General features: G+C 61.6%; 20 protein-coding genes and 1 pseudogene. 11 read left to right on the forward strand and 10 right to left on the reverse strand.

The window, feature by feature from the left end; genetic code table 11:
• Nucleotides 1–21: 21 nt before the first annotated feature.
• On the forward strand, nucleotides 22–1,242 hold the full coding sequence (gene sstT, locus GIW02_RS21055; RefSeq protein WP_236418554.1) for a serine/threonine transporter SstT: 1,221 nt from the start codon (nucleotides 22–24) through the stop codon (nucleotides 1,240–1,242).
• Nucleotides 1,243–1,310: 68 nt separating this feature from the next.
• Here the strand turns inward: sstT and GIW02_RS21060 are convergent, their stop codons facing one another.
• Entirely contained in the window at nucleotides 1,311–1,820 is a 510-nt protein-coding gene (locus GIW02_RS21060) for a DUF1993 domain-containing protein (RefSeq protein ID WP_236418553.1), read from the reverse strand.
• 115 nt (nucleotides 1,821–1,935) lie between these two features.
• Here GIW02_RS21060 and GIW02_RS21065 point away from each other — a divergent pair, with 115 nt between their 5' ends.
• Nucleotides 1,936–2,583, forward strand: a complete 648-nt coding sequence (locus GIW02_RS21065) for a DUF480 domain-containing protein (protein ID WP_236418552.1) — start codon at nucleotides 1,936–1,938, stop codon at nucleotides 2,581–2,583.
• 208 nt (nucleotides 2,584–2,791) lie between these two features.
• Nucleotides 2,792–3,406, forward strand: coding sequence for a hypothetical protein (locus GIW02_RS21070; protein ID WP_236422043.1), 615 nt, complete (start codon nucleotides 2,792–2,794; stop codon nucleotides 3,404–3,406).
• Between the two features lie 174 nt (nucleotides 3,407–3,580).
• Here the strand turns inward: GIW02_RS21070 and GIW02_RS21075 are convergent, their stop codons facing one another.
• Nucleotides 3,581–4,399, reverse strand: coding sequence for a shikimate 5-dehydrogenase (locus GIW02_RS21075; protein ID WP_236418550.1), 819 nt, complete (start codon nucleotides 4,397–4,399; stop codon nucleotides 3,581–3,583).
• 156 nt (nucleotides 4,400–4,555) lie between these two features.
• Between GIW02_RS21075 and GIW02_RS21080 the strand changes: the two genes are divergently transcribed.
• From GIW02_RS21080 to GIW02_RS21090, 3 genes are all read left to right on the forward strand, one after another.
• Entirely contained in the window at nucleotides 4,556–4,909 is a 354-nt protein-coding gene (locus tag GIW02_RS21080; RefSeq protein ID WP_065907126.1) for a hypothetical protein, read from the forward strand.
• 234 nt (nucleotides 4,910–5,143) lie between these two features.
• Entirely contained in the window at nucleotides 5,144–5,338 is a 195-nt protein-coding gene (locus GIW02_RS21085) for a hypothetical protein (protein ID WP_034137721.1), read from the forward strand.
• A 91-nt stretch (nucleotides 5,339–5,429) separates the two neighbouring features.
• Nucleotides 5,430–5,612 carry a hypothetical protein gene (locus tag GIW02_RS21090; RefSeq protein WP_236418549.1) on the forward strand — a complete coding sequence of 61 codons (183 nt, stop codon included), beginning with the start codon at nucleotides 5,430–5,432 and terminating at the stop codon, nucleotides 5,610–5,612.
• Between the two features lie 3 nt (nucleotides 5,613–5,615).
• On the opposite strand, the gene GIW02_RS21095 is transcribed toward GIW02_RS21090, so the two are convergent.
• Entirely contained in the window at nucleotides 5,616–6,683 is a 1,068-nt protein-coding gene (locus tag GIW02_RS21095; protein ID WP_236418548.1) for an AI-2E family transporter, read from the reverse strand.
• Between the two features lie 160 nt (nucleotides 6,684–6,843).
• Between GIW02_RS21095 and trhP the strand changes: the two genes are divergently transcribed.
• Nucleotides 6,844–8,157, forward strand: a complete 1,314-nt coding sequence (gene trhP / locus GIW02_RS21100) for a prephenate-dependent tRNA uridine(34) hydroxylase TrhP (RefSeq protein ID WP_236422045.1) — start codon at nucleotides 6,844–6,846, stop codon at nucleotides 8,155–8,157.
• A 91-nt stretch (nucleotides 8,158–8,248) separates the two neighbouring features.
• Here the strand turns inward: trhP and GIW02_RS27390 are convergent, their stop codons facing one another.
• From GIW02_RS27390 to GIW02_RS21110, 3 genes and pseudogenes are all read right to left on the reverse strand, one after another.
• Nucleotides 8,249–9,070: a methyl-accepting chemotaxis protein gene (locus tag GIW02_RS27390; RefSeq protein WP_456362088.1), complete on the reverse strand. Its 822-nt coding sequence runs from the start codon at nucleotides 9,068–9,070 to the stop codon at nucleotides 8,249–8,251.
• Between the two features lie 36 nt (nucleotides 9,071–9,106).
• A pseudogene (locus GIW02_RS27395) lies at nucleotides 9,107–9,928 on the reverse strand (cache domain-containing protein); the annotation flags it as partial.
• A gap of 381 nt (nucleotides 9,929–10,309) precedes the next feature.
• Nucleotides 10,310–11,629: a Na+/H+ antiporter NhaC family protein gene (locus GIW02_RS21110; protein ID WP_236422048.1), complete on the reverse strand. Its 1,320-nt coding sequence runs from the start codon at nucleotides 11,627–11,629 to the stop codon at nucleotides 10,310–10,312.
• A gap of 375 nt (nucleotides 11,630–12,004) precedes the next feature.
• Here GIW02_RS21110 and GIW02_RS21115 point away from each other — a divergent pair, with 375 nt between their 5' ends.
• Nucleotides 12,005–14,152, forward strand: coding sequence for a methyl-accepting chemotaxis protein (locus GIW02_RS21115; protein WP_236419735.1), 2,148 nt, complete (start codon nucleotides 12,005–12,007; stop codon nucleotides 14,150–14,152).
• Nucleotides 14,153–14,281: 129 nt separating this feature from the next.
• Here the strand turns inward: GIW02_RS21115 and GIW02_RS21120 are convergent, their stop codons facing one another.
• From GIW02_RS21120 to GIW02_RS21135, 4 genes are read right to left on the reverse strand one after another with little or no spacing between them, the layout of a single operon-like run.
• Entirely contained in the window at nucleotides 14,282–15,595 is a 1,314-nt protein-coding gene (locus GIW02_RS21120; protein ID WP_236422047.1) for a sensor histidine kinase, read from the reverse strand.
• The gene (locus tag GIW02_RS21125) at nucleotides 15,592–16,260 is read right to left on the reverse strand and encodes a response regulator transcription factor (RefSeq protein WP_027603141.1); all 669 of its coding nucleotides are present in this window, start codon (nucleotides 16,258–16,260) and stop codon (nucleotides 15,592–15,594) included. The genes GIW02_RS21120 and GIW02_RS21125 overlap by 4 nt, the downstream gene beginning before the upstream one ends.
• On the reverse strand, nucleotides 16,260–16,571 hold the full coding sequence (locus GIW02_RS21130; RefSeq protein WP_236419507.1) for a PepSY domain-containing protein: 312 nt from the start codon (nucleotides 16,569–16,571) through the stop codon (nucleotides 16,260–16,262). The genes GIW02_RS21125 and GIW02_RS21130 overlap by 1 nt, the downstream gene beginning before the upstream one ends.
• Nucleotides 16,571–16,873 (reverse strand): PepSY domain-containing protein, encoded by a 303-nt coding sequence (locus tag GIW02_RS21135; RefSeq protein ID WP_236419509.1) that lies wholly within the window; start codon nucleotides 16,871–16,873, stop codon nucleotides 16,571–16,573. Before GIW02_RS21135 ends, GIW02_RS21130 begins: the two co-directional genes overlap by 1 nt.
• Before the next feature lie 154 nt (nucleotides 16,874–17,027).
• Between GIW02_RS21135 and GIW02_RS21140 the strand changes: the two genes are divergently transcribed.
• From GIW02_RS21140 to GIW02_RS21150, 3 genes are all read left to right on the forward strand, one after another.
• On the forward strand, nucleotides 17,028–18,107 hold the full coding sequence (locus tag GIW02_RS21140; RefSeq protein WP_236419510.1) for a patatin-like phospholipase family protein: 1,080 nt from the start codon (nucleotides 17,028–17,030) through the stop codon (nucleotides 18,105–18,107).
• A gap of 75 nt (nucleotides 18,108–18,182) precedes the next feature.
• Nucleotides 18,183–18,539 (forward strand): 6-carboxytetrahydropterin synthase QueD, encoded by a 357-nt coding sequence (gene queD, locus GIW02_RS21145; protein WP_017736453.1) that lies wholly within the window; start codon nucleotides 18,183–18,185, stop codon nucleotides 18,537–18,539.
• Between the two features lie 94 nt (nucleotides 18,540–18,633).
• The coding region (locus GIW02_RS21150; protein ID WP_236419512.1) for an NUDIX hydrolase at nucleotides 18,634–19,254 on the forward strand (621 nt) is incomplete at its 3' end.

Genomic DNA, 19,254 nt, shown 5'->3' on the forward strand with positions numbered 1-19,254 from the left:
AAAAATCAGAGACAAGTGTTTATGACTGCTGCCCCTTCCCTCCTTCATCGACTAGCGCGCGTCAGCCTGGTCACGCAAATTATCATCGGCCTCACCGCAGGCATTCTGCTGGCCTTGCTGTTGCCCGAGGCGGCTAGGGCCACCGGGTTTATCGGCAAGGTATTCGTCGCCGCGCTCAAGGCCGTGGCGCCGATCCTGGTGTTTGTGCTGGTGATGGCGTCAATCGCCAACCATAAACATGGGCAGGAAACCCATATCAAACCGATCCTGTTCCTGTACTTGCTGGGCACCTTTGCCGCCGCCGTGGTCGCGGTGGTAGCCAGCCTGTGGTTTCCTTCGTCGCTGGTGCTGGCCACCCATGACGCCACGGTCAGCGCACCGGGCGGCATTGGTGAAGTGCTGCAAAGCCTGTTGCTAAGTGTGGTGGATAACCCCGTCAGCGCGCTGATGAATGCCAACTTCATTGGCATCCTGGCCTGGGCGATCGGCATGGGGGTTGCCATTCGTCATGCTGGCGACACCACACGCACCGTGCTCGACGACCTGTCCAACGGCGTCACACTGATTGTGCGCGTGGTCATCCGCTTTGCGCCGCTGGGCATTTTCGGCCTGGTGGCGTCGACCCTGGCCACCTCGGGTTTCGGCGCCCTGCTCGGCTACGCGCACCTGCTGCTGGTGCTGATCGGCTGCATGCTGTTCGTGGCGCTGGTGATCAACCCGGCCATCGTGTTCTGGAAGCTGCGCCGCAACCCGTACCCCCTGGTGCTGATGTGCCTGCGTGAAAGCGGCATCACGGCATTCTTCACCCGCAGTTCGGCGGCGAACATTCCCGTGAACCTGGCGTTGAGCAAGCGCCTGGGCCTGCATGAAGATACCTACTCGGTATCGATCCCCCTGGGCGCCACCATCAATATGGCCGGTGCTGCAATCACCATTACCGTGCTGACACTGGCGGCCGTGCACACGCTCGGCATTGCCGTCGACCTGCCAACCGCTGTGCTGCTCAGCGTGGTAGCCGCTATCTGCGCCTGCGGTGCCTCGGGTGTGGCCGGCGGCTCGCTGCTGTTGATCCCACTGGCGTGCAGCCTGTTCGGTATCCCCAGCGAAATCGCCATGCAGGTGGTAGCCGTCGGCTTCATCATCGGCGTGCTGCAGGATTCGGCGGAAACCGCGCTCAATTCGTCCACTGATGTGTTGTTCACCGCGGCCGCGTGTCTGGGCAAGGAAGAACAGCCGGCGTAAACGCCGGAAACAAAAAAGCCCGGGCGGTTCTTGAATGAACCGGCCCGGGCTTTTTTGTATCTGGGTGCTTAGAACGCGCCCATGTAGTCACGCTTGCCCACTTCGACGCCGTTGTGGCGCAACAAAGCGTAGGCGGTGGTGACGTGGAAGAAGAACTGCGGCAGGCCATAGGTCAGCAGGTAGGACTGGCCGCTGAAGCGCTTCTCTTTCGGGGTGCCTGGGCGAGTGACGATTTCGATGCCTTCGTTGCCGTCGATTTGCTCAGGCTTGATGGTATCGACGAACGCCAGCACCTTGGCGATCAGCGCTTGCAGATCGGCGAAGGTCACTTCGCTGTCTTCGTACTTGGGTACTTCGAGCTCGGCCAGGCGCGCGGAAACGCCCTTGGCGAAGTCGACGGCGATCTGCACCTGGCGCACCAGCTGGAACATGTCCGGGAACAAACGCGCTTGCAACAAGGCGTTGGGCTCGATGTTCTTGGCGGTGGCGTGGGCTTCGGCTTTGTTCAGCACATCGCTCAGGGCGTTGAGCATTTGCTTGAAGACTGGGATAGAAGCGGCGTACAGGGAAATAGTCATGGCAGTCTCAGGGTTATGGCACGGTTTGAACCAACGGCGATTATAGACACGCCCGCTGCTTGTCTTTTATTTTTTCGGGCTTACGCTAGGGCCTTCACTGCATAGGGAACGCGCGATGACCGCCGAGCATGACACCGACACCCCAGAGCCGCGCCTGAACAGCACGGAAATCCGCATCCTGGGCTGCCTGATCGAAAAACAGGCGACCAACCCTGAAACCTATCCCTTGACCCTCAACGCCCTGGTGCTGGCCTGCAACCAGAAGACCAGCCGCGAACCGGTGATGAACCTTAGCCAGGGCCAGGTCGGCCAAAGCCTGCGCGTGCTCGAAGGCCAGGGCTTCACCCGCCTGGTCATGGGCAGCCGCGCCGACCGCTGGGAGCATCGCGTGGATAAGGCGCTGGAGCTGGTGCCGGCCCAAGTGATTCTGACTGGACTGCTGTTTTTGCGCGGACCGCAAACCGTCAACGAACTGCTGACCCGCAGCGGGCGCATGCATGACTTTGAAGATGCCGAGCAGGTCGTGCATCAGCTCGAACGCTTGATAGCGCGGGGGCTGGCATTGCTGGTGCCGCGTCAGGCGGGGCAACGGGAAGACCGTTACACCCATGCGCTCGGGGATCCGGCGGATATCGAGGCGATTATCAGTGCGCGGGGCAATCCCGTGGAGCGTGGTACAGCGGTTTCCGTGGACCGGATTGAAGAGCTGGAAGCACGGATTACGGCGCTGGAGGAGCGCTTGGCGCAGCTCGAACAGGCGTAACACATTTCCAATGTGGGGCGGGGCTTGCTGCCGATAGCGGTGTGCAAGTCACCGATCTCTAACCTGTTACCCCGCTATAGCAGGCTTGCCCCCCACAGTAACTACCCCATTAATTTTGTGGAATTTCTGACAAGCTTTTACTCGTCAGCTCGGTGTTTTTTTACTATTATCGTTCACCTGCGCACTCAAGGAAGAGAGGCTGAGCGCCTTGAGGCTGGTAGAAAATTTACACCCAATCGGTGAAGGTGTTTTTACCGTTGCCCAGACCGTAACGACTCAGCCGTTCATAATTAAATCTTTGGTGAAACTGATGAATAAAATGTGTGGCATTGTTGTATTGGCAGGACTTGCCCTCTCGGGATGCGCTACGAAAACGCCAGAAACCCCCAGAGAGACTCCAGCTCCTGCTGTCACTCAGCAATCACCCGCTGAGGTCGCACATCCAACCCCGGCAGAACCGACAGCGCCCTACACCGTGCGATACGAGGCTGCGCCTTCGAACGCCAATGCTGACGCCCCCACCCATGCCTCGTCGGACGCCGTTCAGCCAGAATCAGAAACAAACTTGAACGAAAATCGCGCAGAGCAATGCCGTAAAGAGCTCGATGTATTAAAAATCTACAACAAAGCCTCTTACGATAAATACGAAGCGGAATACCAGGCGATTGCCAGCAAGACTGGTAAATACATGCAAATTAAAGATTCCATTAGTTCCGATATCAACTATATGGTTCTGCCAGCTTATCAATTTCAAATTCGTGAGTTCTGCTTCCGCGTTAAGACCCGCCTGTCCCAGCTAGTACTTCGCCAAGCCAAGCCATGATCCCACTTAGAGGCGCGTCGTGCGCCAGTTAAGGAAATGCTGAAAAAGATTTCCGCCGCTGGTGAACGGCTTGCCTCATGCGCATCGAATCGTTAAGCGCCGATGCATAAGCAGCTTCTCGCTGGCGCCACCTGATCCAGACAGTTCAGGTGGCGCCCCGAAAGGGTTCGATGTTCAGCTTCGGGCGAAAGCTACTGCCGCCTCAAACTGCTCCTGAGTCGGCCGCACCCCGGTGTATAGCACAAACTGCTCCAGCGCCTGGATCGCAATCACTTCCAGCCCGGTGATCACTCGCTTGCCTTGGGCACGCCCACGCATGATCAACGGGGTTTCGGCGGGAATCGCTACCACATCGAAGACAGTCTGCGCTTTATCCACCGCATCCGCCTCAAACGCCAAGGCATCCGCCTCGGCGCCACCCGTCATGCCAATCGGCGTCACGTTGATCAGCATCTGCGGGCGTAAATTCCCAAGTTGTGCCTGCCACTCATACCCCAGGTTGCGCGCCAGCGCCCTGCCCGCCGCTTCGTTGCGCGCCACAATCACGCCATTGGCGTAACCGCCATCACGCAAGGCGCTGGCCACAGCCTTGGCCATGCCGCCGCTGCCGTGCAGGGCAAAGGTCGAATCCTTGGGCACGGCGTGCTTTTTGAGCAATTGCTCAACGGCGATGTAGTCGGTGTTGTAGGCCTTTAGGTGGCCGTCGGTGTTGACGATGGTGTTCAGCGAGTCGATGGCTTGAACCGAAGCGTCGAGTTCGTCCACCAAGGCAATGGCGGCCTCCTTGAACGGCATGGACACCCCGCAGCCACGCACGCCCAATGCGCGGATACCACCTATCGCGCCGGGCAAATCGCGGCTGCTGAAGGCCTTATAGTAGAAGTTCAGACCCAACTGTTCGTACAGGTGGTTATGAAATCGCAGGCCAAAATTCCCGGGGCGCGCCGACAGTGACATGCACAGTTGGGTGTCCTTGTTGGGGTGCATCTGCATGGAAAACTCCTTTGAGTAAGCAAATCGGTACAGACCTTACACAACCTTTACCTAGCGGCCGTGCTGTTTTTCAGAAATACGTTGTCTTAAAAGTATCCCCGCGACATTACTTGAGTCTATTGATTGCAGGCCACAAGCGCAGGGGCTAACCGAGGAATGACCATGATTCGTAAAATCCCCAAGATCGCCTTGCTTATCGGTGCACTCGCTATGGCAGGCCAAGCCTCCGCCCACGGTGGCGGATGGGGTGGCCCGGCCGTCTTGGGTGCGTTAGTCGGCGCTGCCGTCGTGGGCTCCGTGGTTGCCAGCCAACCTCGTGAAGTCTACGTGCAGCAACCGGTGTATGTGCAGCCGCAGCCCGTGTATGCCGCCCCGCCACCGGTCTACTACGCACCGCCACCTCCGGTGTATGTGCAGCAGCAGGTTTACTACCGCCCGGCGCCAGTCTATTACGGCCCACCGCGCGGCTACTACGGCCCTCCCCACGGCTACTACGGCCGCGGCTGGTAACCGGCTACAAACCCAAACAGAAACAGGCCTCGCGTATACGCGGGGCCTTTTTTTGCGCGCAAACGTCCGAATTTATCCTGCCAAGGTCGCTCCGAGGACAATGCCCGAAGCGTAATCCCACATGATTGACACCAATGTCTACTTGCTTGAAGAGGGCTTGCGCTGTCATGTTTGCCTCACGACACGCTCCCATTCGCGATCCTGTCCAGCCTATAACAACAAGGACGACTGACCATGCCCACGCAAAACCCACACCGCACCGCAGGCCTCTGTACGTCCAGCAAGGTCTACAGCGCCCTTACGGAACTCAAGCATCTGGAAGGCCACCGCAGCGCCAAGTTCCTTGCCTTGCTGGCGGAAAACCTGGTGCGCAAAGGCTTGCTCAGTGAGCAGGAAGTGGTGAGCATGCTCGATCAGGTGGTGGACTGACACGTCACATCGATGTCGACTATCGAGACAGGTGATTTTTCCTCAGCCGTCCGGCCCCGTAAGGTGACCTCCATTGCGATTGGAGGTTCTTATGCCCACTGCTCACATCATGTCCGTCATCGGCAGCGCCGTCCCCGCCCCTCTCAGGGAGCGAGGCTTGTTGGCTTGCTGGTACGTTGTACGCGACGGCGAAGCCATCAGCGGCCCACTGACGTCGTTGTCGGCTGCCGAACGACAACTGCAACAGGCCTCCTGCTTCAGGCTCCACGCTTGAGGTTTACGGCAGTGGCAGCTTGACCCGCGGCTTGCTTTCGACAAACAGCGCCCAGCTGGACATGAACAATGCAGCAACCAACGGCCCGATCACGAACCCGTTGAGGCCGAATACCGACAGCCCGCCCAGGGTCGAGATCAGGATCAGGTAATCCGGCATCTTGGTGTCCTTGCCCACCAGGATCGGGCGTAGCACGTTGTCCACCAGGCCGATCACGAACACCCCGAACAGCCCCAGCACCACGCCCTGCCAGATCGAACCGCTCAACAGGAAGTAGGCGGCCACCGGGCCCCACACGATGCCCGCCCCCACCGCCGGCAACAGCGACAGAAACGCCATCAATACCGCCCAGAGCAACGCACTGGGAATGTCGAGGAACCAGAAGATCAAACCGCCCAGCGCGCCCTGGGTCACGGCCACCAACACGTTGCCCTTGACCGTGGCACGCACCACCCGGTTGAACTTGAGCTGCAAGCGACGCTTCTGCGGTTCGGCCAACGGCACCGCCGTGCGAACTTTGCGTACCAGCTCGGGGCCGTCGCGCAGCAGGAAGAACAGCAGGTACAACATGATGAAAAAGCTCACCAGGAAATCAAACGTACCCTGGCCGAAGCTGAATGCCTGGGACGCGAAGAACTGGCTGCCCTGCATCGCACTCTTGACGATCTTCTCCCGCAGCCCCTCCAGATTGCCCATGCCGAAGCGGTCCAGCAGGTGCTGGAAGTACGGCGGCAGGAAATTCTTGAACTGCTCGATATACCCGGCCACGTCAAGCTTGCCGCTCTCGACGTTTTTGTAGAGGGTGGCGCCCTCTTGCACCAGCAAGGCGCTGGTGATGATCACCGGCAGAATCGCAATCACCAGGCACACCATCAGTGTGCTCAAGGAGGTCAGGTTGCGGTTCCAGCCGAAGCGCTGCTGCAGACGGCGCTGCATGGGCGCAAAGATAATGCCGAGGATGACCGCCCAGAACACCGCGCCGTAAAACGGCAGCAATATCCAGATAAAGGCGACGGTCACCAAGACCAGCAGCAACAGCAGGGTCTTGAATTGCAGGTTGGTTTGATTCATGTCCGATCCATGTCAGAAAAGCAGGGGGCGTATGTGCACCCTGCTGCTTAGTCCGCTGCAAACCCCGTGAGTGCCATCTTTGTTGTTAGCGTAGACCCAGATCAATAAAGCCTGTGCGGGTTTGCATTACCTTGCGGCACTTTTGACCCAAGTAGCGACCATGCCCCCTGCCCTTGCCCCCGAATTGCTCGCCCCCGCCGGCACCCTGAAAAACATGCGTTACGCGTTCGCCTACGGCGCCGATGCGGTCTATGCCGGCCAGCCGCGCTACAGCCTGCGCGTGCGCAATAATGAGTTCGATCACGCCAACCTCGCCCTCGGCATCGACGAGGCCCATGCCCAGGGCAAGCGTTTCTACGTGGTGGTGAACATCGCGCCGCACAATGCCAAGCTCAAGACCTTCCTCAAGGACCTGGCCCCGGTCATCGCCATGGGCCCGGACGCGCTGATCATGTCCGACCCCGGGCTGATCATGCTGGTGCGCCGGCACTTCCCACAGATGCCGATCCACCTGTCGGTACAGGCCAATACGGTGAACTGGGCCAGTGTGCAATTCTGGCAGCAGCAAGGGATTGGCCGGGTGATCCTGTCGCGCGAGCTGTCCCTGGAAGAGATCGACGAAATCCGCCAGCAAGTGCCGGCCATGGAGCTGGAGGTGTTTGTGCACGGCGCCTTGTGCATGGCGTATTCCGGGCGCTGTTTACTCTCGGGCTATATGAACAAGCGCGACGCCAACCAGGGCAGCTGCACCAATGCCTGCCGCTGGAAATACCAGGCCACGCCGGCGGTGGAAAACGCTACGGGCGATATCGTCCAGCAATGTGAGCCGACGCTGGGGATCGGCGCGCCGACCGATCACGTGTTCCTGCTGCAGGAGGCCAACCGCCCCGATGAGCAGATGCCCGCCTTCGAGGACGAGCACGGCACTTACATCATGAACGCCAAGGACCTGCGCGCAGTGCAGCATGTGGAGCGCCTGACACACATGGGCGTGCACTCGCTCAAGGTCGAAGGTCGGACCAAATCCCACTTCTACTGCGCGCGCACCACCCAGGTGTACCGCCAGGCGATTGATGATGCGGTGGCCGGGCGCGCCTTTGATCGCAACTTGATGACCAATCTCGAATCCCTCGCCCAACGCGGCTATACCGAAGGTTTCCTGCGCCGCCATGTGCACGACGAATACCAGAATTACCAGAACGGCAGCTCGGTTTCGCAACGCCAGCAGTTTGTCGGGGAACTGACCGGCGAACGCCGAGGCGCGCTGGCTGAGGTCAAGGTGAAGAACCGCTTTGCCGTGGGCGATCACCTGGAATTGATGACGCCCGCTGGCAACGTGCACTTTGACCTGGCCAGCCTGCACAATGCCAAGGGCGAGGCCATCGAGGTGGCACCGGGGGATGGGCACACGGTGTACGTGCCGCTCGCGGCCGAGCTGGACCTGCGCTTTGGCTTGCTGATGCGCGACGTTTAGCGGGTCGCCAGGCAGAACCGGTGGACGGCTTCACAGTCACGCACCAACGCGTCGTCGTCCAAGGCATAGGCGATGCGCAGGCCAGGGTTGATCAGATCCTGAACTGGCCCACCAACTGCCCCAGTCGCTGGCCCAGGTCCGCCAGGCTACGAGAGGTCTGGGCGCCGAGCTGGGTTTCATCGGCGACGCTGTCCACCGCCACGGCAATCTGATGCACGCTGCGGTTGATCTCCTCGGCCACGGCGGTCTGCTCTTCGGCGGCGCTGGCGATCTGCGCGTTCATTGAGTTGATGGTGCCGATCAACTGCGCCATGGTATCGAGCGAAGCCCCGGCCTGGTTGGCCTGGGCCGAGGTGCCGTCACCCGCATCGCTGGAACGGCGCATTGCATCGACGGCAGCTTCGGTGCCCTTTTGCAGGCGGTCGATCATGCCCTGGATTTCCTGCGTGCTGGTTTGGGTGCGGCTGGCCAGGGCGCGCACTTCGTCGGCAACTACCGCAAACCCGCGCCCGGCCTCCCCGGCCCGCGCGGCTTCAATGGCGGCGTTGAGCGCCAGCAGGTTGGTCTGCTCGGCAATCGAGCGGATCACGCCGAGCACACTGACAATCGACGACACATCCTGCTGCAAGCTGTCCAGGGACACGCCGCTGCTGCGGATGTCGTTCACCAGCGCGTGGATCTGCGCGATGCTGCCGTCCACCACACGCTTGGCGGCCTGGCCTTCGACGTCGGTTTGCTGCGCGGCGACCGAAGCGCCTTGGGCACTGCGCGCCACTTCCTGGGCGGCGGAAGACATTTCATTGATCGCGGTGGCCACCTGGTCCGTCTCGTGACGCTGACGTTCCATAGCCTGCTCGGAGCGCTGGGCCTGGTCGGACACCTGACTGACCAGCCCGGTGAGCTGCGAGGTCATTTCGGTGATCTGGCGCACGAGGCCGTGGATCTTGTCGACAAAGCGGTTGAACGCGCCCGCCAGGTCGCCCAGCTCATCCTGGCTGGTGATGGCCAGGCGGCGGGTCAGGTCGCCCTCGCCTGCGGCGATATCGTCGAGGTTGGCTTTCATCAAGTGCAGCGGGCGCAGGATGGTATTGGCAAGCAGCATGCCGACCGCGGCAATCACCAGCAACACCACCACGGCCACGCCGAGGATGCTCAGCAGCACGCCTTCCATGCGCTTTTCAACCTTGGCTTCGACCACCGCCACCTGGGCTTCGATGCCATCCAGGTTCACCGAGGTGCCGATCACCATGTCCCATTTGGGCAGGTATTCGGTGTAACCCATCTTGGGCACCAGTTCGGTCTGGCCGGGTTGGGTGGAGCTGTATTGCAGGTAGTGAGTGCCGTCTTTACCGACCTTGACCAGGTCGCGGTTGACGTAGACGCCGTTGGGGTCGCGGTTGTCCTTGAAGCTTTTGCCTACGCCGTCGGGGCTGTTGCCCTTGAACAGGCGGATGGTGTCGGAGTCGTAGCCGAAAAAGTAGCCGTCCTTGCCGTAGCTGGTGTTGGACAGCAGCTTGACCACCTGGGCCCGCGCCGCTGTATCGCCGGGGGCGGCTGCGTCGTAAAGGGGTTTGATGGTGGACATGGCCACTTCCACATAACTTTGCAGGGTGGCTTTGGCGTCGTTGAGCAGGCGCTGGCGGGTTTCTTCCACCTCGTTGTGGGCCTGTACTTGCAGGATCCAGACGGTGGTCAGGCTGATCACCACGGCAAACAGCAGCACCGGGACGACGGCTAGGGACAGGACTTTGACCTTTAAACTCAGACGCATGGCTTTTTCTCTCTTATTAGGCGGCTTGAGAGGCTATCGGCCCGCGGCGCTGATTCTGTAGGACAATACTGCCTGTAGTGGGCTGGCTTGTGTGCTCAGTTGGCTTGTGTGGCCAGCTGGATTGTGTGGTCACTTGGCCTGTGTAGCCAGTTAGCTCATGTGACAAGCAGGCTTGTGTGGCGAGCGGGCTTGCCCGCGCTGGGTGGCGAAGCCGCCCCAACACATTCACCGCATTTTTCCAGGGAAGACCGCGGTGTCAGGGTTTAGGGCGGCTTCGCCACCCAACGCGGGCAAGCCCGCTCGCCACACAAGCCTGCTCGTCACACAATCCAACTGGCCACATAAGCCCGCTCGCCACAACAGGCCCGCTTTGCGCGAAGATTAGAGGCTCATCGCCGCCAACCAGCCAAACGCCAGCAAGGGAATGTTGTAGTGCAGGAACGTCGGCACTACGGTGTCCCAGATATGGTGGTGCTGGCCGTCGATGTTCAGGCCCGATGTCGGGCCCAGAGTGGAGTCCGACGCCGGCGACCCCGCATCCCCCAACGCCCCCGCCGTACCGACGATGCACACAATGGCCACCGGGCTGAACCCCAGTTGCACACACAACGGCACAAAGATCGCCGCCAGAATCGGCACGGTCGAAAACGACGAGCCGATCCCCATCGTCACCAATAACCCCACCAGCAACATCAACAACGCGCCGACGCCACGGCTGTGACCGATGAACGCCGCCGAGGCCTCCACCAGCGAGCGCACGTCGCCGGTGGCCTTGAGCACTTCGGCAAATCCCGACGAGGCAATCATGATGAAGCCGATCATCGCCATCATCTTCATGCCTTCAGTGAACAGATCATCGGTCTCGCGCCAGCGCACAATGCCCGACACCGAAAAGATCAGAAACCCGGCCAGCGCGCCGATGATCATCGAATCCAGCCACAACTGGATGATGAACGCCGAAGCAATCGCCAGGCCGGCCACCAGCAAGGTCAGCGGGTTGTAGTGCACCGCCACCTGCTCGACCCGTTCGATTTTTTCCAGGTCATACACACGCTTTTTGCGGTAGCTGATAAACACCGCCACCAGCAGGCCGACCACCATGCCCAACGCGGGCAGGCTCATGGCGTGGGTGACGTTGACCTGGCTGATGTCCACCCCGCTCTTGGCCACGTTGGCCAGCAGGATCTGGTTGAGAAAGATATTGCCGAAGCCCACCGGCAGGAACATGTACGGCGTAATCAGGCCGAAGGTCATCACGCAGGCAATCAGGCGACGGTCCAATTGCAGTTTGGTCAGCACGTAGAGCAGCGGCGGCACCAGCAGCGGGATAAACGCGATGTGGATCGGCAGGATATTCTGCGAGGCAATCGCCACTACCCCCAGCAGGCCGATCAGCAACCATTTGACATGATTGCCGCCAGTCGCCTCCTGGCGATCCACCAGCAGCAGCGCCTTGTCCGCCAGGGCATGGGCGAGGCCGGACTTGGCAATTGCCACCGCGAAAGCACCGAGCAAGGCGTAGGACAAGGCCACGGTCGCACCACCGCCCAAGCCACCGTTGAAGGCGTTGAGCGTGGCCTCGATGCCCAGGCCACCGGTGAGGCCGCCCACCAGGGCGCCGACGATGATGGCGATGACCACATGCACGCGGGACAAGCTGAGCACCAGCATGGTGCCGACCGCGGCGATGACTGCGTTAATCATGGTTACCTCAAGCAGAAACATAAAAAACAGGCATGCCAGCGCCCAGGCGGCCATCGGGTGGCTGCCAGCGTGCAGGCTTGAAGGAGGTCTTATTAGAGGGCGCGCACTTTGCAGCAGCGAGGCGCGCATGTCAAAACCCTGTGGTGGCGGTGCTTGCTGTGGGGCGAAGGCTTTTGTTGCTCGCGCGGGGCTGCGCAGCGGCTCCCAAAAGCGGGAGCGCTACGCACTCCAACGCGAGCAAGCTCGCTCGCCACAAAAAACCCATCAACAGAACATGCTCGCTGCCACCAAAATTAAATTGACCGTTTGATTAAGAAAAGCAGAAATCGGCCGATAAAACGGCTCTATGTGTTTTCAGGTAAGGATGTCTCGATGTCGCTTAGGCAGCTCTCCATTCAATGGAAAATCACCCTGCTCGCCGGCCTGTGCCTGCTGGGGATCGTGACCCTGCTGGTGGGGTTGTCGCTGTATCGCATGGCGCAGAGCTCGGAGCAGGTCAAGGCGTCCAGCATGCAGATGCTCGATGAAGCTGCCCAAGCGCGTATAGAGGCCCAGGGTGAAGTGCAAGCGCTGGGCATTCGCCGGCAGTTCATGGACGCCTACCAATATGGCCATGGTTTTGCCCGTCAGGTGCTGTTCTTGCGCGAGCAGGCCGAAAAGCGCTTCCTCGATGCGTTCGACACCCGCGAAGACCTGACCCGCCAGGTCAAGGCCGCGCTGCAGGCCAACCCGGATTTGCTCGGGCTGTCCCTGGTGTTCGAAGCCAATGCGCTGGATGGCAAGGACGAGTTGTTCGCAGACCAGGCCGAACTGGGCAGCAACGACAAGGGCCGATTCGCGCTGTACTGGTCGCAGCCCACGCCCGGCAAGCTGACGTCGATGGCGCTGCCCGAAAGCGACATGTCCGACTCCAGCATCGGCCCGAGCGGTGAAAAGGCCAACGCCTGGTTTACCTGCCCGCGCAGTACCCTCAAGCCCTGCGTGATCGAACCGTACTTCTACACGATCGAGGGGCAAACCGTGCTGATGACCAGCATCGTTTTCCCATTGATGGTGAATGGCAAAGTCATCGCCTCGCTGTCGGTGGACATCAACCTCAACAGCCTGCAGGCCGTGAGCCAGCAGGCCAGCCAAAAACTGTATGACGGCCAGACCCAGGTCAGCATCCTCAGCCCCACCGGTGTGCTTGCCGGCTACAGTGCGGATGCTAGCAAACTCAGCCAACGCCTGGACCAGGTCGACAGCGCCCACGGCGCGCAGGTGATCAGCGCCCTGGCGAGCAGTACGCAGATCCGCAGCCTGCGCACCGACCATCAACTCAAAGTGCTCGCGCCCTTTGCCCCGATTCCCGACGGCAAGCCGTGGGGTGTGTTGCTGGATGTGCCAGAAAAGGTCTTGGTGGGCCCGGCCGAAGCGCTGAAAGCGCAGATGGACGCCGACAACACCCGCGGCACCCTGCTGGAAATGAGCCTGGGCCTGCTGGCCGCCGTGGTGGGCCTGATCCTGGTGTGGTTGATGGCGCGCAGCGTGACCCGGCCGATCCTCGGCGTGGCGCACATGCTGGAAGACATCGCCAGCGGCGAAGGCGACCTGACCCGGCGCCTGGCCTATGACAAGCGCGATGAGCTGGGCCAGTTGGCCGGCTGGTTCAACCGCTTCCTCGACAAGCTGCAACCGATCATCGCCGAGGTAAAACGTTCGGTACAGGACGCCCGAGGCACTGCCGACCAGTCCGCCGCAATCGCCACCGAAACCAGCGCCGGCATGGAGCAGCAATACCGCCAGGTCGACCAGGTGGCCACTGCGTCCCACGAGATGAGCGCCACCGCCCAGGACGTGGCCCGCAGCGCCGCGCAGGCTGCGCAAGCCGCACGTGACGCCGACCAGGCCACCCGCGACGGCCTCACCGTGATCGACCGCACCACCAGCAACATCGGACATTTGGCCGCGGACATGAGCACCGCCATGGCCCAGGTCGAAGGCCTGGCCGCCAACAGCGAGAAGATCGGTTCAGTGCTGGAAGTGATCCGTGGCATTGCCGAGCAAACCAACCTGTTGGCGCTCAACGCCGCAATCGAAGCCGCCCGCGCCGGTGAGGCCGGCCGTGGCTTTGCGGTGGTCGCCGACGAGGTACGCAACCTGGCACGCCGCACCCAGGAGTCGGTGGAAGAAACCCGCCTGGTCATCGAGCAATTGCAAAGCGGCACCCAGGAGGTCGTCGGCTCCATGGGCAACAGCTATCGCCAGGCCCAGGGCAGCGTCGAACAAGTCGGCCAGGCGGTCACCGCGTTGCGCCAGATCGGTGAAGCGGTCACGGTGATCAGCGACATGAACCTGCAAATCGCCAGCGCCGCCGAAGAACAAAGCGCGGTGGCCGAGGAGATCAACAACAATGTGGCAACGATTCGCGACGTGACCGAGTCGCTGTCGGAGCAAGCCAACGAGTCGGCGCGGGTGAGCCAGGCGTTGAACAGCCTGGCAAATCAGCAGCAGGGGTTGATGGACCAGTTCCGAGTCTGAAAGACAAAGCGGTTCCCCTGTGGGAGCGGGCTTGCTCGCGAATACGCTAGACCCGTCACCCCCTTGGGTGACTGATACTGCGCCTTCGCGAGCAAGCGCGCTCCCACATGATGTTCACAGGTGTCGGCTTTACCGCCTGGGCAGCTCAACCACGGCGTTAAGCCCGCCCAACTCGCTCTCTTGCAACCGCAGCACCCCGCCCCACACCTCGACGATATCCCGCACGATCCCCAGCCCCAGGCCATGCCCGTCGATCTGTTCGTCCAGACGCGCGCCACGGCTGAACACTTGGTCGCGCTGGGTTTCGGGGATACCAGGGCCGTCGTCTTCCACGGCCAGCTGGTAGCCCTTTGGCGTCTCGCTGACGGTCAGGCGCACTTCGGCGTCGGCCCATTTGCAGGCGTTGTCCAGCAGGTTGCCAAGCAGCTCCAGCAGGTCTTCACGGTCCCAGGGCAGTTGCAGGCCCGGGGTGATGCGGTAGCTGAGGTCCAGGTGGTCGCCGTGGATCATGTTCAGCGTCGCCAGCAAGCCGGGCAGTTCCTGTTCACAATCAAACAAGGCACCGGGCAACGTATCACCGGCCAGACGCGCGCGGTTAAGTTCACGGTTGAGGCGTCGCTGCACCTGTTCCAGCTGCTCACGCAGCAATGTACTCAGCTCGGGGCGGTCCTTGAGCGCCTCGCTGGAGGCCGCACTCAACAGCACCGCCAGCGGGGTTTTCAGGGCGTGGCCAAGGTTGCCGAGGGCGTTGCGCGAACGCTTGAGGCTGTCTTCGGTATGGGCCAGCAGGTGGTTGATCTGCGCCACCAGCGGCTCCAGCTCCTGAGGCACGTGGGTATCGAGTTGCGAGCGTTGGCCCTGTTGCAGTTGGGCGATCTGTTCGCGCGCGGTTTCCAGCGGGCGCAAGGCCCGGCGCACCGTAACCCGTTGCAGGATCAACACCAGCAGCAACGCCGCCGCCCCCAGCACCAGACCGATCCGACGCATCAGGCGGAAACTTTCGCGCACGGGGGTGTAGTCCTGGGCCACGCTGATCGAAATCCGCTGGCCGAAACGCTTGTAGTCCGAACGCAGCACCAGCAGTTGTTGGCCTTCCGGCCCCAATTGCAGATTGCCCTTGAGCCCCACCTCGGGCAACTGAGGCAGCTCCTGGTCCCACAGTGAACGGGAGCGCCAATGGCTGTCGGCAAAATCAATACGGAAGTAATGCCCGGAAAACGGCCGCTGGTAGGCCGGCGACAGGCGCTGCTCATCCAACTGCACACCGTGGGGGCCACGCACCAGGGCCACCAGCAGGTTCTCGCTGTCATTGCGCAAACCTGCCTCCAGGTAACGCTGCAAACCGGCCTCGAACAACCACAGGCTGGTTTGCGCCAGCACCAGGCCGACAATCACCATCACGCTGATCAGGCCCAGGCTCAGGCGTCGCTGGATCGACTTCATGCAGGGCTGGCGCCGAACCGGTAACCCTGGCCGCGTCGGGTTTCGATCACGCTGCGCCCCAGCTTGCGGCGCAGATGGTTGACGTGCACTTCGAGCACGTTGGAGTCGCGCTCGGTTTCGCCGTCGTACAGGTGCTCGGCCAGGTGGCTTTTTGAAAGGATCTGTTCGGGGTGCAGCATGAAGTAGCGCAACAGACGAAATTCGGCGGCGGTGAGCTGGATCTCATCGCCATCGCGCAATACGCATTGGCGGCCCTCATCCAGGTGCAGGCCGGCGGCTTGCAAGGTGGGCTGGTTGGCCTGGCCATGGGAACGGCGCAACAAGGCCTGGATGCGCAGGTGCAGCTCTTCGGGGTGAAAGGGTTTGCTCAGGTAATCGTCGGCACCGGCCTTGAGCCCTTCGATGCGCTCGGCCCAGGAGTCGCGGGCGGTGAGGATCAGCACCGGAGTGGCCAGCGCCGCCGCGCGCCATTGCGCCAACACCTCAAGCCCCGGCAAACCGGGCAGGCCGAGGTCAAGAATGATCAGGTCATAGGGCTCGCTGCGGCCCTGATACGCGGCGTCGCGCCCATCGGCCAGCCAATCGACGGCATAGCCCTGGCGCTGCAGGCCGGCCAGCAGCTCATCGGCCAGGGGTACATTGTCTTCCACCAGGAGCAGGCGCATCAGTCTTCCTCGTCTTTGATCAGCACGCCGGTGCGTGCATCCAGCTTGATCTCGCGCACCACACCTTCGGTGGTCACCAGTTCCACCTCGTAGGCATATTGGCCGTGCTTTTTCTCCAGCTCAGCCTCCAGCAGCCGGGAGCCGGGATAGCGCGCCATGGCCTGCTGCAGCAATTGCTCCAACGGCAGGATCACGCCCTGCTGGCGCAGAGCCAAGGCTTCATCCTGGTTGAGGTCGCGGGCCGCCAGGCTTGAGCAAAAAGCCATGAGCAGCAACGCCACTCGACTGCCGGCGCGTAAATTTACCTTCATTACGTATCCTGATGATTCTTGAGAACCTGCCCGGTGAGCGCGTCCAATTCAATATCCCATTCAATGCCGCTGGCATCCTGCAGTTCGACTTCATACACGTACTTGCCGTAAGCCTCGTCCAGGTCGGTGTCCAGCACGGTCGAACCGGGGTGCAGCGCCTGGGCCGTGGCTTCGAGCTGATCGAAAGCGACAATAGTAACAGTGGCGGGCACACTCAGTGGTTTGTCCGGGTCCGCGGCGCCGGCCTGGGTGGCGATGGAAGCGATGATAGCGGCGGCGACCCGTGCTGTGAGGCGCGTCATGATAAGTCTCCGTTACTAGATTTTTCCTACGCCGCCACAGTACCCGCTGCAACTTAACTGAAACTGAATTGCCACCATGGCAATTTCAGGCAAGCCTTTTCCCAGATCGCGCGAGATTTTTCTATACTGCCCGTTCGCTTCAACTGAGACCGGTATGACAGCCATCCACATCAAATTTCCCGCCCTGACCCTCAAGGCCGGTAAACGCGCGTTTTCGCGCATTCGTGAACAGGGCCTGGCGCCGGCCGATGTCGGCATCCTGCCCGGTGCCGCCGGTGGCCCCAAGGCGCTGGGGATCCAGGGCCTGGACCTGGCGCTGTTCGGCGACTGGCTGCCCCGCGCGCCTCGCGAACGCGCGTTGATCGGCGCGTCCATCGGCTCCTGGCGGTTTGCCAGTGCCTGCTTGCCCGACCCGGTGCAAGGCCTGCTGGACCTCGGCCGCCTGTACAACGAACAGCGGTTTGCCAAGGGCGTGACCATGGCCGAGGTCAGCCAGAGCTGCCAGCGCATGCTCGACGACCTGCTGGCCGGCCGCGATGCGCGGGTGCTGGACAACCCCGACTACCGCCTGAACATCATGGTGGTGAAAAGTCACGGTCTGCTCGCCGACGACCATCGCGGGCGCCTCGGCCTGGGCCTGTCGTCGGTGATTGCCGACAACCTGCGCGGGCGTGCCCGACTGGCGCGGCATTTCGAACGGCTGATCCTCCATGACCCGCGCCAGGCACCGCCGGTGCATGCGCTCAAGGATTTCCCGTCACGCTTTCTGCACCTGCAACTGGGCAACCTGCGCCAGGCCCTGCTGGCGTCGGGCTCTATCCCCATGGTCATGCAAGGCGTGCGCGACCTGCCTGGCGCGGGCGCGGGCACCTACCGCGACGGCGGCCTGCTGGACTATCACCTCGACCTGCCCTACCACGGCGACGACATCGTGCTTTACCCGCACTTCACCGACCGGGTCATCCCCGGCTGGTTCGACAAGGGCCTGCCGTGGCGACGCAGCAACCCACAGGGCCTGCAGGACGTGTTGCTGCTGGCGCCGTCCAAGGATTACCTGGCCCGCCTGCCCCACGGCAAACTGCCGGACCGCAGTGACTTCAAGCGCTTCATGGGCGACGACCCGAGCCGCAACAAATACTGGCAAACCGCGATGAGTGAGAGCCGGCGGCTGGGCGATGAGTTTCTGCAACTGGCCGATAACGGTGGGCTCGGCGAGCGTCTGCAGGCCCTCTGACCCAGCGGTATGCGCGCAGAGGGATCAAGCTGTTAAACTCGCCGCCTGCCAGATACTGACCGAGCTGAAAACACTGTGGAAATCTTCAAAGAATTTACATTCGAGTCCGCCCACCGCCTGCCCCACGTACCGGACGGCCACAAATGCGGGCGCCTGCATGGGCATTCGTTCAAGGTGGCGATCCACCTGAGCGGCGACCTCGATCCCCATACCGGCTGGATTCGCGACTTCTCAGAGATCAAGGCGATTTTCAAGCCGCTCTACGAGCGCCTCGACCACAACTACCTCAACGACATCCCAGGCCTGGAAAACCCCACCAGCGAAGTGCTGGCCAAGTGGATCTGGACCGAATTGAAACCCCTGCTGCCAGAACTCAGCGCGATCCGCATCCACGAGACCTGCACCAGCGGCTGCATCTATCGCGGCGAGTAAACCTGTGCTGTGAAAAAACCACCCTTGCGGTGGTTTTTTTGTGCCCGCTATTGCACCCTTCGAACATTCCCCTTCGCCGACTCACGAGGCTCGTATGGAAAACACCTGGCTGGCCCAGGCCAAACGCTTGCAGGCGCTGGCCTCCACCGGGCTGCACTTTTGCACCGATGATTTCGAGCGCGAACGCCTGGAAGAAATTGCCGAGATTGCCCACAGCATGCTCGCGCAACTGGGCAATGTGCCGTTGGAGCGCATCACCGGGTTGGTCACGGACTTTGCCAAACGTTACTCGACGCCGATGATCGATGTGCGCGGCGCAGTCATCGAGGGCGAGCGGATTTTGCTGGTGCGCGAGTTGACCGACGGCTGCTGGGCCCTGCCGGGCGGGTACGCCGATATCGGTTTGTCGGCGGCGCAAAACATCGTCAAAGAGATACGCGAGGAAGCCGGGCTGACGGTCACCGCACGGGCGCTGTACAGCGTTACCCACAAGGCCAAGGGCTTGTACCAGCCGGATGTGCGCGACTTCTACAAGTTGTATTTTTTGTGTGACCGCGTGGACCAACTGGCGCCGATGGCCGGGTTCGAAACCACCGACGTGGGGTTCTTCGCCCTGGATGAGCTGCCGCCGCTGTCCCGTGGGCGCACCATCGAAAGTGATCTGGAGGCGGCGTTTGCCTTCCATCGCGGCGAGACGACACACACACTGTTCGAC

The organism is Pseudomonas syringae, assembly GCF_021606685.1.
In the GTDB taxonomy this organism is placed as follows: domain Bacteria; phylum Pseudomonadota; class Gammaproteobacteria; order Pseudomonadales; family Pseudomonadaceae; genus Aquipseudomonas; species Aquipseudomonas syringae_R.

What these genes read in the sequence shown, in the direction of transcription:
- GIW02_RS21135 (WP_236419509.1), bottom strand. Translation starts at nt 16,873, where the DNA reads ATGACGCGCCTCACAGCACGGGTCGCCGCCGCTATCATCGCTTCCATC.
- trhP (WP_236422045.1), top strand. Translation starts at nt 6,844, where the DNA reads ATGCCCCCTGCCCTTGCCCCCGAATTGCTCGCCCCCGCCGGCACCCTG.
- GIW02_RS21060 (WP_236418553.1), bottom strand. Translation starts at nt 1,820, where the DNA reads ATGACTATTTCCCTGTACGCCGCTTCTATCCCAGTCTTCAAGCAAATG.
- GIW02_RS21125 (WP_027603141.1), bottom strand. Translation starts at nt 16,260, where the DNA reads ATGCGCCTGCTCCTGGTGGAAGACAATGTACCCCTGGCCGATGAGCTG.
- GIW02_RS21120 (WP_236422047.1), bottom strand. Translation starts at nt 15,595, where the DNA reads ATGAAGTCGATCCAGCGACGCCTGAGCCTGGGCCTGATCAGCGTGATG.
- GIW02_RS21095 (WP_236418548.1), bottom strand. Translation starts at nt 6,683, where the DNA reads ATGAATCAAACCAACCTGCAATTCAAGACCCTGCTGTTGCTGCTGGTC.
- GIW02_RS21085 (WP_034137721.1), top strand. Translation starts at nt 5,144, where the DNA reads ATGCCCACGCAAAACCCACACCGCACCGCAGGCCTCTGTACGTCCAGC.
- GIW02_RS21140 (WP_236419510.1), top strand. Translation starts at nt 17,028, where the DNA reads ATGACAGCCATCCACATCAAATTTCCCGCCCTGACCCTCAAGGCCGGT.
- GIW02_RS27390 (WP_456362088.1), bottom strand. Translation starts at nt 9,070, where the DNA reads ATGACCTCGCAGCTCACCGGGCTGGTCAGTCAGGTGTCCGACCAGGCC.
- GIW02_RS21130 (WP_236419507.1), bottom strand. Translation starts at nt 16,571, where the DNA reads ATGAAGGTAAATTTACGCGCCGGCAGTCGAGTGGCGTTGCTGCTCATG.
- GIW02_RS21115 (WP_236419735.1), top strand. Translation starts at nt 12,005, where the DNA reads ATGTCGCTTAGGCAGCTCTCCATTCAATGGAAAATCACCCTGCTCGCC.
- GIW02_RS21080 (WP_065907126.1), top strand. Translation starts at nt 4,556, where the DNA reads ATGACCATGATTCGTAAAATCCCCAAGATCGCCTTGCTTATCGGTGCA.
- GIW02_RS21090 (WP_236418549.1), top strand. Translation starts at nt 5,430, where the DNA reads ATGCCCACTGCTCACATCATGTCCGTCATCGGCAGCGCCGTCCCCGCC.
- GIW02_RS21065 (WP_236418552.1), top strand. Translation starts at nt 1,936, where the DNA reads ATGACCGCCGAGCATGACACCGACACCCCAGAGCCGCGCCTGAACAGC.
- GIW02_RS21075 (WP_236418550.1), bottom strand. Translation starts at nt 4,399, where the DNA reads ATGCAGATGCACCCCAACAAGGACACCCAACTGTGCATGTCACTGTCG.
- sstT (WP_236418554.1), top strand. Translation starts at nt 22, where the DNA reads ATGACTGCTGCCCCTTCCCTCCTTCATCGACTAGCGCGCGTCAGCCTG.